Annotated in this window: 10 protein-coding genes; 7 read left to right on the plus strand and 3 right to left on the minus strand. The window is 72.3% G+C overall.

Annotation, left to right across the window (positions count from 1 at the left end):
* The first annotated feature begins 8 nt into the window (after positions 1-8).
* Positions 9-1,052, plus strand: a complete 1,044-nt coding sequence (locus BM028_RS00915) for a cation diffusion facilitator family transporter (protein ID WP_070416561.1) — start codon at positions 9-11, stop codon at positions 1,050-1,052.
* A 27-nt stretch (positions 1,053-1,079) separates the two neighbouring features.
* Here the strand turns inward: BM028_RS00915 and BM028_RS00920 are convergent, their stop codons facing one another.
* The gene (locus BM028_RS00920; RefSeq protein WP_139199162.1) at positions 1,080-2,576 is read right to left on the minus strand and encodes a hypothetical protein; all 1,497 of its coding nucleotides are present in this window, start codon (positions 2,574-2,576) and stop codon (positions 1,080-1,082) included.
* A 26-nt stretch (positions 2,577-2,602) separates the two neighbouring features.
* Positions 2,603-3,202: a TetR/AcrR family transcriptional regulator gene (locus BM028_RS18385; protein ID WP_070416563.1), complete on the minus strand. Its 600-nt coding sequence runs from the start codon at positions 3,200-3,202 to the stop codon at positions 2,603-2,605.
* A 32-nt stretch (positions 3,203-3,234) separates the two neighbouring features.
* On the opposite strand from BM028_RS18385, the gene BM028_RS00930 reads away from it, so the two are divergent.
* From BM028_RS00930 to BM028_RS00945, 4 genes are read left to right on the plus strand one after another with little or no spacing between them, the layout of a single operon-like run.
* Positions 3,235-4,863, plus strand: a complete 1,629-nt coding sequence (locus tag BM028_RS00930) for an ABC transporter substrate-binding protein (RefSeq protein WP_092384020.1) — start codon at positions 3,235-3,237, stop codon at positions 4,861-4,863.
* 35 nt (positions 4,864-4,898) lie between these two features.
* A complete protein-coding gene (locus tag BM028_RS00935; protein WP_254789345.1) occupies positions 4,899-5,930 on the plus strand; it encodes an ABC transporter permease in 1,032 nt (343 codons plus the stop codon).
* Entirely contained in the window at positions 5,927-6,808 is an 882-nt protein-coding gene (locus BM028_RS00940; RefSeq protein ID WP_092384022.1) for an ABC transporter permease, read from the plus strand. The genes BM028_RS00935 and BM028_RS00940 overlap by 4 nt, the downstream gene beginning before the upstream one ends.
* The gene (locus BM028_RS00945; protein ID WP_092384024.1) at positions 6,805-8,445 is read left to right on the plus strand and encodes an ATP-binding cassette domain-containing protein; all 1,641 of its coding nucleotides are present in this window, start codon (positions 6,805-6,807) and stop codon (positions 8,443-8,445) included. Before BM028_RS00940 ends, BM028_RS00945 begins: the two co-directional genes overlap by 4 nt.
* A 215-nt stretch (positions 8,446-8,660) precedes the next feature.
* Here the strand turns inward: BM028_RS00945 and proP are convergent, their stop codons facing one another.
* Positions 8,661-10,241, minus strand: coding sequence for a glycine betaine/L-proline transporter ProP (proP, locus tag BM028_RS00950; RefSeq protein WP_254789346.1), 1,581 nt, complete (start codon positions 10,239-10,241; stop codon positions 8,661-8,663).
* Positions 10,242-10,515: 274 nt separating this feature from the next.
* On the opposite strand from proP, the gene valS reads away from it, so the two are divergent.
* On the plus strand, positions 10,516-13,110 hold the full coding sequence (gene valS / locus BM028_RS00955; RefSeq protein ID WP_254789347.1) for a valine--tRNA ligase: 2,595 nt from the start codon (positions 10,516-10,518) through the stop codon (positions 13,108-13,110).
* A gap of 65 nt (positions 13,111-13,175) precedes the next feature.
* Positions 13,176-13,427 carry a hypothetical protein gene (locus tag BM028_RS00960; protein WP_070416567.1) on the plus strand — a complete coding sequence of 84 codons (252 nt, stop codon included), beginning with the start codon at positions 13,176-13,178 and terminating at the stop codon, positions 13,425-13,427.
* The last annotated feature ends 94 nt before the right edge of the window (positions 13,428-13,521 follow it).

Below are 13,521 nucleotides of genomic sequence, written 5' to 3' on the forward strand. Positions count from 1 at the left end.
CTGGAGCGATGCCCTCGTCAGATGCTGCCCCCGCGCAGCAGGAGCGTCCCGATTCCCTGCTCACCGTCGTCATCGCGTTCGGCGCGAACCTGCTCGTCGCGATCGCCAAGACGATCGCCTCCCTGATCTCCGGATCGGCGTCCATGGTCGCCGAGGCCGCACACTCGTGGGCCGACACCGGCAACGAGATCTTCCTGCTCGTCGCCGAACGACGTGGCTCGAGGAAGCGCGACACCGCGCACCCGCTCGGCTACGGCCGTGAGACGTACATCTGGTCGATGTTCGCCGCGTTCGGCCTCTTCACCGCCGGCGCCATCGTCTCGATCTACCACGGCATCACCGAGCTCGGGGACACCGGGCCGGCCGAGGACGTGCTGCTGAACTACATCGTCCTCGGGCTGTCGTTCTGCCTCGAGGGCACGAGCTTCCTGCAGGCGTACCGGCAGGCGCACGGCGCGGCGACGAAGCGGCGGGTGCCGGTGCTCCGGCACGTCCTGCAGTCGTCGAACCCGACCCTCCGTGCCGTCTTCGCCGAGGACGCCGCGGCGCTCATCGGCCTCGTGGTCGCGTTCCTCGGGGTGTTCCTCCACCAGGTCACCGGCCTCGCGGTCTTCGACGCCATCGGCTCGATCGCGATCGGCATCCTGCTCGGGGTCGTCGCGATCGTCCTGATCGACCGCAACCGCCGGTTCCTGCTCGGGGAGAGCACGTCACCGGAGCTGGAGAACGCGGTGCTCGTCGAGCTGCTCGGGCGGTCGCAGATCGAGCGCGTCACCTACCTGCACCTCGAGTTCGTCGGGCCCTCGCGGGTCTACCTCGTCGCCGCGGTCGACCTGACCGGCAACGAGAACGAGGAGCACGTGGCGGTGCGGTTGCGCGACGTCGAGAAGTCCCTCGAGGAGAGCCAGTACATCGAGGAGGCCGTGCTCACCCTGAGCTACCCCGGCGACGAGTCGCTCGTGCCGACGGGCGACGACGTGCCGGAGGTGGTGCGGGACGGGACGGCCGAGGACGTCGCCGCGGGCGGGGCCGGTACGCTCCGGACCGACTGAGCCGCACGCGGCTGCTGCACGGTCGGGTCAGCCGCGGTCGGCGGGCACCAGGGTGGCGGTGTCCCCGCGCCGCTCGATCACCAGGCCGTCCCGCACGACCCACACCCGCAGCGCGTCGAGCCGGAACTCCTCGAACCGCTCCGGGTGCTCCCGCAGCAGGGCCCGCAGGTCGTCGTCCATCGGGAACCGCGGGTCGATCCCGGCGACGAGCACGCCGTAGTCCCCGTGCGTCACCCCCTGGGTCGCGCCACGGCGGCCGATGAACACCGCGAACGACTGCTGCGCCGACCCCGACACGAGGACGCGGACGTCGTCCGGCACCCCGCGTTCCTCGAGGACCCCCTCGAGCCGGGCGAACCCGGTGGTGCGCGTCTCGGCGACGGTCCGCACCACGACGACCGCGGGGACGATCGTCACGACGACCGCGAGGAGCGCCACCACGGTCGTGAGCGGCGGCCGCAGCCGGGCGAGCCGGGTGTACCCGACCGCGGCGAGCGCGATGATCCAGGGCATCCACGCCTGGTAGTAGTGCGGCAGTGCGACGTTGGCCGTCGAGTAGAAGACGACGAGGATCCCGAGCGCGATCCCGAGGAGCGCGACGAGCCGGTCCGGGCGGATCGCGAACGCCGCGGCCGTGCCGATCAGCAGCACGACGACCGTCGGCCACCCGACCCCCTCGACGACCCGCACGAAGTTCGTCCACCACGGCGCGATCATGTACGTCTTCCCGAGGACCGAGATGATGTGCCCGCGGGTGTCGTGCTTGCCCTGGAACTCGATCATGAAGGTGATCGCCCGGACCCCGCCGACGGGCACGTACGCGACGACGAACACCACGGCGAACGCCGCGGCGGCCGCGACGCCCCCGGTCAGCAGCCCGGACCAGCGCCGGAACAGCAGCGGGACCGCGACCAGCGCGAGCACGAGGACGGTGGTGGTGACCTTCGACGTGACCGACAACGCCAGCAGGGCACCGGCGAGCGCCATCCACCACCAGCCGTCCCAGGCCGTGGTCCGGTCGGCGGGGCGTCGGGGTCGGGTCGCCCACTGCCAGGCCGCGGCGAGCGCCGCCACGGCGAAGAAGGTCATCAGCGGTTCGAGGAGGGCGAGCCGGTCGATCCGTGCGGCCGTGCCGGACGCGACGTCCGCCCACGTCGGCGAGTCGGCACGCGGCGTGAGCCACCAGAGCCCGGCGGCGAGCACGGCGCCCCAGTACCCGATCGGACGCCGGAGCCAGGCGAACAGGACGATGCCGGTGCCGAACGAGGCCGTCGCGGCGACGAGACGGGGCCCGAGCACGCCTTCGCCGAACACGAGCTGCGCGACGCCGAACAGGTACTTGCCGGTCGGCGGGTGCTGCAGGTTCGAGGTGAGCACCCCGTGCACGTAGTCCCACCCGGCCCGCGTGTAGGTGAACTCGTCGACGTAGGTGCTCTGTCGGCCGATGTGCCAGTACGCGACGAACACCCCCGCGAGGGCGACCACGGCGAAGACCGCGGTTCGTGTCCATCGCGCGCGGGTCATGGGGAGAGAGCCTATTGGGCCGGACCTCAGTGGGAGTCGAGACCCGCTGCGACCGGGGTGAGCGCCGCCCCGACGTACTCGACGAGCGGTCGGCGCCCGACCCCGTCCGAGACCCAGACGCCGAAGGCCGCTGCGGCCGCCCCGAGCATGGCGCCGGACACCGTCTGGGGCCAGAGCGCCGCCGGGTGCTCCCCCGTCCGGCGGGCGACGAAGGCCGCGACCGCCGCGTGCTGGGCCGTCACCCGTGCCGCGACGCTCGCCACGAGCTCAGCACCGATGCCCATCACCTCGGCCTGTGCGATCGCCCAGGGGACCCGGTCGGGGTCGTGGGCGCGGGCGGTGGCGAGCAGCGCGGCCTCGACGGCCCGCACCGCGGACTCCTCGGTCGAGGCGGCGAGGCACGCCGGGAGCGTCGCGACCGCGGCGTCGAGGTCGAGCCAGAGCACGTCGGACTTCGCCGTGAAGTAGTTGAAGAACGTCGCGCGGCTGACCCCGGCCCGTGCGGCGATCTGGTCGACCGTGGTCCGGCCGTAGCCCTGTTCGAGGAACAGCTCGGCCGCGGCGTCGGCGAGCACCTCGGCGCTCGAGCGTCGGGGGCGGCCACCGCGGCGCATCGGTTCGTCCATGGGCCCCAGTAAACCGCTAGACTCGTCCAGCCATGATCTTGGACTCAGTACAGAAAACCACCGCAGTGGTCGCCGGCGCCGCCGCACTCCTCCTCGTGCTCGCCGGCTGCACCGGTGGCGGCACCGCGACGTCGAACAGCACACCGGTCGACGGCGGCACGCTCACGTACGCCTCGGGCGACGCCGAACCCACCTGCCTCGACCCGCACGTCGGCGGCAACTACCCGCAGGCGCTCCTGTCCACCCAGTACATCGAGGAGCTCACCGCGCTCGACGACGGCAAGCCCGTCCCCGCGCTGGCGAAGTCCTGGACGACGAGCGACGACGGCAGGACGCTCACCTTCACGCTCCGCGACGACGTGACCTTCACCGACGGCACGCCCTTCGACGCCGCCGCGGTCGTGGCGAACATCGAGCACGTGCAGGACCCGGCGACCGCGTCGAGCACGGGGTACCTCGCGCTGCAGTCGATCACGAAGGCGACGGCCACCGACGACCACACGGTCACCCTGACGCTGAGCCGGCCGGACAGCGCGCTGCTCGAGTCGTTCTCGCAGCCGTGGGTCGGCATGGAGTCCCCGAAGGCGCTGGAGCGCTCGCAGGCGGTGAACTGCGAGTCGCCGGTCGGCACCGGCCCGTTCGAGGTCACCGGCTGGAAGCACGGCGACCGGGTGACGCTCCGCAAGAACGCCGACTACACGCCGCTCCGCGGCAGCACGGAGCCCCGCCTCGACGGCATCACGTGGCGCTTCCTGCCCGACTCGACCTCGCGGTACGCGGCACTGCAGTCCGGCCAGGTCGACGTCATCGACAACGCCCAGCCCGACCAGCTCAAGGCGGCGTCGTCGAAGGGGTCCATCCGCGACCTCGACGCTCCGCGCCCCGGTGCGTCGAACCGCCTCGAGCTGAACTCCGGCCACGGGGTCTTCCGCGACGAGGCCGTCCGCAAGGCCTTCATCGCCGGCGCCGAGATCGACCCCGGCATCCGGTCGCTCTTCCTCGGGACGGCGAAGCGCTCGTACTCGGTGCTCTCCAGCGTCGAGCCGTACGGGTACTCCGACAAGAGCCTGTTCGAGTACTCACCGACGACGGCGAAGCGGCTCCTCGACGACGCCGGCTGGAAGGTGGGCAGCGACGGCATCCGCGAGAAGGACGGCGAGCAGCTGACCGTCACGTTCCCGGTGTCGACGAACCAGTCCGTCCCCGCCGAGCGCAGCCTGTTCCAGCAGATCCAGGCCTCCGAGAAGGCCGTCGGCTTCAAGGTCGTGCTGCAGGAGCTCGACCTCTCCAGCTGGTACGCGGCCCTCGCGGCGAACGAGTACGACGTCGTCAGCGCGCCGTACACGAAGGTGGGCGCGGACGTCCTCCGCATCCTGTACGACTCCGCCAGCATCACGCCGGCACCGTCCGGGTACTTCGCGAACCTCGCCCAGCTCGACGACCCGGAGCTCGACGACCTGCTCCAGCGGGCAGCGCAGACCTCGGACACGTCCGAGCGCGGCGACCTCTACGAGCAGGCGCAGGAGATCATCCTGTCCAGCGGCACCGTCCTCCCGCTCTACGACCAGCAGAACCACTTCCTGCTGCGGTCGAGCGTGCACGGTGTGCAGACCACCGCGGTGTCGACACCGTGGTTCGGCACGGCCTGGATCGACCGCTGATCGCGACCTCGCGATCGTCGGACGGGAGGCACGGATTGCGTCCCGGACGTCGAAGCACGCCCGCCGCGTGGTCGGCGTGGACCCTGTGGGGACTGCGCCGCCTGGCCGGCGGCATCGGGGTGCTCTGGGCGGTCGCCACGATCGTGTTCGTCGCGATCCGGCTCATCCCGGGCGACCCGGCGCTCGCGATCCTCGGCGGACCGGGCTCCCAGGCCTCGGCCGAGGCGGTCGCGCAGGTCCGGCAGGAGTACGGCCTCGACCGGCCGGTGCTCGTGCAGTACGCGGTGTTCCTCGGGCGTCTGGCGACGGGACACCTCGGTGACTCGTACGCGTTCCGGACGCCGGTGTCGACGCTCCTCGGGCAGCAGCTCCCGGTCACGCTGACCCTGGCCGTTCTCGGGCTCGTCGTCGCCTGGGTGCTCGCGATCGTCGCCGCGTGGTGGTCGACGCAGCGCGGTCGGTTCGCCGCGGGACTCACGAGCGCCCTGAGCGTCACCGCGAGCGTCACCCCGCACTTCTGGCTCGGCAGCGTCCTCATCGTGGTGTTCGCCAGCGCCCTCGGCTGGGTGCCGGCGGTCAGCGACGGCTCGGCCCGGGGCTGGGTGCTGCCGGTCGTCACGGTGGCCCTGCCGGTCGCCGGGTACCTCGCCGAGACCGTCCGGGACGGCGTGGTCGACGCCCAGCGGTCGGCCTTCGCACTCGCGGCCCGCAGTCGTGGCGAGACCCGCGCGGGACTGTTCGGCCGGCACCTGCTCCGGCACGCCGCACTCCCGGGGATCGCCCTGTCCGCCTGGGCGTTCGGTTCGCTCGTGTCCGGTGCGGTCGTCGTCGAGTCGGTGTTCGCGCTCCCGGGCATCGGGCGCGCACTCGTGACCGCGGTGACGCAGCGGGACATGCCGCTCGTCGCGGGCATCGCGCTGGTGTCGGCCGCCGCGTACGTGGTCGTGCTCGCCGTCGCGGACCTCGTCGAGCGTGTCGTGGACCCGCGTGCCGGCGGGACGGCCGGGGCGGGGCCGACCCGGCGTCGCGCCCCGCACGTCACCCGGCACGGGGCGGGCGCACGGTGAGCGGGATCGCCGAACCGCGCCTCCAGGCCGGTGCCCAGGGTGACGCGTCCGCCGGACGGTCCGAGCGAGTCCGTGGGGGGACGCTCGGCCCGGCCGGATGGACCGCTGCCGCCGTCGTGGCGCTGGCCGTGGTCGCGGCGGTGTGGCCGTCGCTGCTCGGCGGTGGCGACCCGCTCGCCGTGCACCCGGCGCAGGCGCTCCAGGCGCCGTCGTGGTCGAGTCCGTTCGGCACCGACGAGTCCGGGCGGGACGTCCTCGCCCGGGTCGTCGCCGGCACGCGGGCGTCGCTCGTGGTCGGTGTGGTCGCGACGCTCGTCGGCGGCGGGGTCGGGGTCGTGCTCGGCGTGGTCGCGGGACTCGGCGGACGCGTCGTCGACGGGGTCGTCGGCCGACTGACCGAGGTCGCGTTCGCGCTCCCCCTGCTCCTCGTGGCGCTCGTCGTCATCGCGGTGACCGGCCCCGGGCCCGTCCCGGCGATGCTCGCGGTCGGGTTCGCCACGGCGCCCGGGTACGCCCGGATCGTCCGCGGGCTCGTGCTCCGGGCGCGCCGCTCGCAGGTGGTCGAGACCGCCGTGCTGATGGGCCGCTCCCCCGCCGTGATCACCGTGCGGCACGTGCTCCCCGCGGCGCTCTGGCCGGTCGTGGCGGTCGGGACGCTCGGCGTCGGGCAGGCGATCGTGTGGGCCTCGGCGCTGAGCTACCTCGGCGTCGGCACCCCGCCGCCCGCGCCCGAGTGGGGCGCGATGCTGGCCGACGGTCGCACGTACCTGCTGACGGCCCCGTGGATGAGCACCTTCCCCGGCCTCGCGATCGTGGTCCTGGCGACCGCGGTGACCGTGCTCGGCCGGGCGATCCGACGAACAGGAGCGATCCGATGACCGTGCTCGACGTGCAGGGGCTGACCGTCAGCATCGGCGGGGCAGTGGTCGTGCAGGACGTCGCGCTGCACGTCGATGCCGGCGAGTGCGTCGCGCTCGTCGGCGCCTCCGGCTCCGGCAAGACCGTCACCGCGCGGGCGGCGCTCGGCCTGTCGGCGCCCGGTTCCTCGGTCCGGGTCGACCGGCTGACCGTGGCCGGGCTCGACGTCCGGGCGTTCTCGGACCGCAGGTGGCGGAGCGTGCGCGGCTCGCGGGTCGGCTACGTCGGCCAGGAGGCCCTGGGCGCCCTGGACCCGCTGCGTCCCGTCGGGCGAGAGGTCTCGGACACCCTCCGGCTGCACACGGACATGACGGCGGCGCAGCGCGTGGGGGCCGTGCGGGACGCCCTCACCGCGGTCGGCCTCGACCCGACGCTCGCCACGGACGGTCGGCTCGCGGGCACCCTGTCCGGAGGGATGCGCCAGCGCGCCCTCATCGCCGCGGCCACGGTCGGGTCGCCGGCGCTCGTGGTCGCCGACGAACCGACGACGGCGCTCGACGCCGGGGTCGCGGTCACCGTGATGGAGCAGCTGCGTGCGGCCCAGTCGCGCGGCGCCGGGCTGCTCGTCATCACGCACGACCTCGGGCTCGTCGCGGGGTGGGCGGACCGGGTGGTCGTCGTGCACGAGGGTCGCGTGGTGGAGCAGGGGCCGGTGGCGTCGGTGTTCGCGGCGCCGAAGCACGAGGCGACGCGGGCGCTGGTGCGGGCGGCGGGTGCGGGTGCGGGGGCCGGTGGGTCTGCAGTGTGCGAGGTGCCGGACACGGTGCGGGGGTCGGAGCCCCGCACGGAGCGCGGAACCTCGCACGGTGCGGGCGTGGTGCTCGCCGCCGAAGGGCTCGCGCGGGCGTTCGACGGCGTCCCCGCCGTGCGCGACGTGTCGTTCGGGCTCGAGCGCGGGCGCGTCCTCGGGGTGATCGGCGCGTCGGGGTCCGGCAAGACCACGCTCGCGAGGATGCTCCTCGGCCTCGAACTCCCCGACGCCGGCACCGTCACGCTCGACTCGTCGCCGTGGGTGCCGCTCGACGAACGCACCCGCCGGCCCCTGCGGCACCGGGTGTCCGCGGTGGTGCAGGACCCCGGGGCGACGTTCGACGAACGGTGGAACGTGGAGCGGGTCCTCGCGGACGCGTTCACCGGCGGCGCCGAGCGGACCGCCCGTGGTGCGCTCGGTGCCCGCATCGACGTGGCGCTCGACCAGGTGGGGCTCGACCCGGCACTCCGCCGGCGCTCGCCGCTGACGCTGTCCGGCGGGCAACGGCAGCGCCTGGCGATCGCCCGCGCACTCGCGACGTCGCCCGAGGTGATCGTGCTCGACGAACCGGTCACGGCACTCGACGCCACGGTGCAGGACGCGGTGCTGACGCTCCTCGAGGGACTCCGGGACAGCACGGGGGTGGCGATGGTCTTCGTGTCGCACGATCTCCGGGCCGTCCGGCGTATGGCCGACGACGTGCTGGTCGTGCACGAGGGCCGGGTCGTCGAGCACGGTCCCGCCGCGACGGTGTTCGACCGCCCGACGCACGCCGTGACCGCGCGCTTGCTGCGGGCCGCCGAGCGGCTCGCCGCGGGCCCGCGGCCGGCGGCCGGCGCCGCGTAGCGCGCGCCGCGGGCGCGGCCGCGCCCGCGCGGCGCGCGCCGCGCCTGAGGTCGCCGAGACTCGGCCCGGCGGACACTTTCGCGGGCCGGAGGCCCGAGGAACGTCCGGCCAGCCGAGTCTCGGCGCAGGGCCGCGCCGCGCACCGCGCCCGGACGAGCGGAGGCACGGCGCGACGTCCGAGGCGGACGCGCACCGTGCCTCCAGGCAGCCGACGGCTACGAGCCCGTGGGCTCCTTCGAACCGTCACCGGACGACGGCACGTCGCCCGAGATGATCGGGATCTCGCTCGTCGAGAAGTCCTTCGCCCAGTCGGACTGCGCCAACTCGGACTCCGGGTCGTTGTAGTCCTTGATGACGCCGGCGATCTCGTCCTCGTGCGCCACCGTGGGGCCGGACCCCATCAGCGGCGTCGCGGCCGTCTCCTTGGTGAAGTAGACGGCGACGAGCCCGATCAGGGCGGCCAGCATCAGGTAGAACGCCGGGATGTCCTCGGCCCAGCCGTAGCCGGCGTCCTTCGCGGCGTTGATGAGCGCCGAGGTGGCGAGCGGGGTCGTCCCACCGAAGAGCGACACGGACACGTTGAACGCGATGGCGAGCGCGCCGTAGCGGATGATCGTCGGGAACAGCGCCGGCAGGGTCGACGGCATGGTCGAGGTGAACGTCACGAGCACCACGCCCAGGATCAGGAGTCCCGCGAAGACCCCCACGCCGGTACCGGTCTGCACCAGCTTGAGCGCCGGCCACGACAGCAGGATGAACCCGACGCAGCCCGCGGCGAGCACCGGACGTCGGCCGAACTTGTCGGACAGGCGACCACCGAACGTGATGACGACCATCATGAGGATCATCACGATCACGATGAGGATCAGGCCGAACGTGGCGTTCTGGCCGAGGTTCTGCTCGAGGTACGTCGGCATGTACGACAGGAGCATGTAGTCGGTCACGTTGAACACGAGGACCAGACCGATGCAGATGATCAGCGAGCGCCAGTTCTCGGCGAAGAGCTTGAGGAACGGGGTCTTCTGCCCCTCGCGCTCGGCGGCCTGCTCCTGCTGCTTCTGGAACGCCGGGGTCTCCTCCAGCTTGAGGCGCAGGTAGAGACCGATCAGGCCGAGCGGACCGGCGATGATGAACGGGATGCGCCAACCCCAGCTGAGCAGGGCGTCCTCGGAGAGGCCGAACTGCAGGCCCGTCACGATCGATGCGCCGAGCACGTAGCCGGCGAGGGTGCCGAACTCGAGCCACGAGCCCATGAACCCGCGGCGCTTGTCCGGCGAGTACTCGGCGATGAACGTCGCCGCGCCGCCGTACTCACCACCGGTCGAGAAGCCCTGCACGAACCGCGCCACCAGCAGCAGCACGGGCGCCCAGAAGCCGATCGAGTTGTAGCTCGGGATCAGGCCGATCATGAGCGTGCCCGCGGCCATCAGGATCATCGTGAGGGCGAGGACCTTCTGCCGGCCGATCCGGTCGCCGATCGGGCCGAAGACCGCACCGCCGATGGGGCGCACGATGAACGCTGCGGCGAAGAAGCCGAAGGTCGCGACGATGTTCGCGGCGGGGTCGCCCTCGGGGAGGAACACCTTCGAGATCGTCACCGTGAGGTAGGCGAAGATGCCGAAGTCGAACCACTCCATGGCGTTGCCGAGCGCGGCGGCCGCGACGGCACGCTTGAGCAGCGACTCCTCGACGACGGTGACGTCGTCCTCGGTCAGCTTGCGGCGTGCGCGCTTCGCGGCGCCCTTGGTGCGCAGGGGGCGGTCGCCCCGTGCGTTTCCTGCTTCGTTCGGTGCCAAGTGAGTTCCTCCGGTAGTGCTGTGTCTTGCCTTCGGGCGCCCGGCGGACGGCGACGCTGCAGTCCCTGCGAACCCCGCGTCCGCCGGACAAACTCCGACAGACTATCAGCTGCCCGGCGTGTCTGCCGGATCCGTGTGCTATTGGCCACCGGAGGGTCGGTGCGAGCCGCTACGATCGTGGGACTGCGCAGCACGCGCACACACTCAGGCACCTCATCACGGACTCGGTGCCGCACACAGCGGTCGCAGCACCGCACCGAACGGAAGGCCCGCCATGTCGAAGCCCATGCCCGAGAAGCCCACGGTGGACGGACTCGAAGACGTCTGGGGCCCGGTCTGGGAGCAGGACGGCACCTACCGGTTCGACCGCGACGCCGCCGGCGACCGCAGCAACGTCTACTCGATCGACACCCCGCCGCCGACCGCCTCCGGTTCGCTCCACATCGGGCACGTGTTCTCGTACACGCACACCGACCTCAAGGCCCGGTACGAGCGCATGCGTGGCAAGCACGTCTTCTACCCGATGGGCTGGGACGACAACGGTCTCCCCACCGAGCGCCGTGTGCAGAACTACTACGGCGTCCGCTGCGACCCGCAGCTCCCCTACGACGCCACCTTCGTGCCGCCGTTCGAGGGCGGGGACAACAAGTCGTCGAAGGCGGCCGACCAGATCCCGGTGTCGCGCCGCAACTTCATCGAGCTGTGCGAGCGCCTGACCGTGCAGGACGAGCAGCAGTTCGAGCACCTGTTCCGCACGCTCGGGCTCTCCGTGGACTGGACGCAGTCGTACCGGACGATCGACGACACCTCGCGGGCGAGCGCCCAGCGTGCATTCCTCCGCAACCTCGAGCGTGGTGAGGCCTACCAGGCCGACGCCCCGACGCTCTGGGACGTCACGTTCCGCACGGCCGTGGCCCAGGCCGAGCTCGAGGACAAGGAGATGCCGGGCGCGTACCACGGCATCGCCTTCCACCGCACGGACGGCGGCGACGACGTCGTCATCCAGACCACCCGCCCCGAGCTGCTCCCCGCGTGCGTCGCCCTCGTCGCGCACCCGGACGACGAGCGCTTCCAGGACCTCTTCGGCACGACGGTCCGCTCCCCCCTGTTCGACGTCGAGGTCCCGGTGCTCGCGCACCACCTCGCGCAGCAGGACAAGGGCGCCGGCATCGCGATGGTCTGCACCTTCGGCGACACCACCGACGTCGTGTGGTGGCGCGAGCTGCAGCTGCCGAACCGCGCGATCATCGGGTTCGACGGCCGCGTCCGCTCCGACGAGCCGGCCTGGATCGAGTCCGACGGCGGCAAGGCGCTCTACGCCGAGATGGCCGGCAAGACCGTGTTCTCGGCGAAGAAGGTCGTCGTGGACGCCCTGACCGAGTCCGGCGAGCTGATCGGCGACGTGAAGACGATCAACCACCCCGTGAAGTTCTTCGAGAAGGGCGACAAGCCGCTCGAGATCGTCTCGACCCGCCAGTGGTACATCGTGAACGGTGCCCGCGACGAGCAGCTCAAGGCGACCCTCCGGCAGCGCGGCGACGAGATCGCGTTCCACCCGGACTTCATGCGCGTCCGGTACGACAACTGGGTCGGCGGCCTCTCCGGCGACTGGCTCATCTCGCGCCAGCGCTTCTTCGGCGTGCCGCTGCCGGTCTGGTACCCGCTCGACGCCGACGGCAACCCGGTCTTCGACCAGCCGATCGTCCCGACCGAGGCACAACTCCCCGTCGACCCGGCGTCCGAGCCGGCCCCGGGCTACACCGAGGACCAGCGCGGTGTCGCCGGCGGGTTCCAGGGCGAGCTCGACGTGATGGACACCTGGGCCACCTCGTCGCTCACCCCGCAGCTCGCGGGCAAGTGGGAGACCGACCCGGCGCTCTACGACCTCGTCTACCCGTACGACGTCCGCCCGCAGGCGCAGGACATCATCCGCACGTGGCTGTTCACGACGGTGCTCCGCAGCCAGCTCGAAGCGGACACCGTGCCGTGGAAGCACGCGAGCATCTCCGGCTTCATCGTGGACCCCGACCGCAAGAAGATGTCGAAGTCGAAGGGCAACGTCGTCACGCCGCTGTCGATCCTCGAGCAGCACGGCGCCGACGCGGTCCGCTACTGGGCGGCCTCGTCGAAGCTCGGCACCGACGCGGCGTTCGACCCGCAGAACCCGAAGCAGATCAAGGTCGGTCGTCGTCTGGCGATCAAGGTCCTCAACGCCGCGAAGTTCGTCTACGGCTTCCCGCTGCCCGAGGGCGCCACGAGCGTCACCGAGCCGCTCGACGTCGACGTGCTCGCCGAGCTCGGATCGGTCATCGACCAGGCCACCACGGCGTTCGACGCGTTCGACCATGCCCGTGCCCTCGAGGTGATCGAGCGCTTCTTCTGGACCTTCTGCGACGACTACCTCGAGCTCGTCAAGGAGCGCGCGTACGGCACCGCCTCGGACGCGACGCACGAGACCCAGGCGAGCGCGGTCCTCGCGCTCCGCGCCGCGATCGACGCGCTGCTGCGCCTGCTGGCACCGTTCCTCCCGTTCGCGACGGAGGAAGTGTGGGCCTGGACCCACGAGACCAGCGTGCACCGCGCCTCCTGGCCGACCGTGGCCGAGCTGCCCACGCAGGCCGAGCCGACGGGGCTCCTCGGGGCGGTGGGCCAGGCGCTCATCGGCATCCGCGGGGCGAAGACGGCCGCCAAGGCGTCCCAGAAGACGCCCGTGACGCGCGCCGTCGTGCAGGCTCCGGCCGAGACGCGGGCGCTCATCGAGCGCGCGGCGGTCGACCTGGCGGCCGTCGGCCGCATCGAGAACCTGTCGTTCGAGGACGGCGCGGAGCTGGCCGTCACCGAGATCGAGCTGGCGGAACAGCAGGCGTAACGTCGGTCGTCCGGGCCGGGTCGCGTGTGCGATCCGGCCCGGCCACCACCGGACTGGAGGCACGGATGCAGTTGGGCAGACGCTGGAACGTGGGTGCCGAGGCACCCGGGCAACTCCCCGAGGCGATGGTCGTCGCCGTGCGGGGCGTCGAGGACGAGCTCGCGTCGGAGTCGGTCGACACGGCGGGGTGGGGCTGGACCCTGACCTTCCTCGAGGGCAAGCCGATGGTCGCGCTCGACGACGGCACCTCGATCCACCTCGACGACGCCGGGCGCGCCCAGGTCACGAACCCCGACGACGCCCCCGAGGAGGACTGAGGGCGCCGCGCACGCGCGCCGTGCATCGCTTGGTGAGCAGAAATGGTCGGGTCCCGCTGGGGAACCCGACCATTTCCGCTCACGATGCGAGCAC

Origin of the sequence: Curtobacterium sp. YR515 (assembly GCF_900113095.1) — a bacterium.
Lineage (GTDB): Bacteria > Actinomycetota > Actinomycetes > Actinomycetales > Microbacteriaceae > Curtobacterium.